This window comes from Streptomyces sp. SID12501 (assembly GCF_010550245.1).
GTDB lineage: Bacteria > Actinomycetota > Actinomycetes > Streptomycetales > Streptomycetaceae > Streptomyces.
The window spans coordinates 1-386 of record NZ_JAAGLU010001054.1 but is presented as its reverse complement, the minus strand read 5'-3'; the positions used below and the strand labels follow the sequence as shown (position 1 = coordinate 386).

Genomic DNA, 386 nt, shown 5'->3' with positions numbered 1-386 from the left:
TCACCGCGCGAGCCGGGGGCGGCCGTCGTGGCGACGCGTCAGGCTTCGCCGGTGGACCGACCGCTCGTTTTGGGTCTGCGCCATCGGAGTGAGACACCGTCTCCCGCGTCCCTCTCCCGGAGTTGAACCGGACGACTCGTCCATTTCCGGGCTCGCGTCATCCGATCGTTTCTAGGAGTAGATATGCGTACGCGCTCTTCCCTTGCCGCCTGTGTCCTCGCTGCGGGCATCCTGCTGGGCGGCGCCGGAGCCGCACTGGCCGACGATGGCGTCGAGATCGGCAGCGCCTCCCTCGGTCACGCCGGCTTCGCCGCCACCAAGTCTTCGGTCGCCGCCATCCCCGCCGCGTTCGGCCCCGTCTACACCTCCAACGCCACCAAGGAAGG

General features: G+C 69.2%; 1 pseudogene. It reads left to right on the top strand.

Annotated features, from left to right (window positions below):
• Nucleotides 1-183: 183 nt before the first annotated feature.
• A pseudogene (locus tag G3I71_RS49785) lies at nt 184-386 on the top strand (hypothetical protein); the annotation flags it as partial.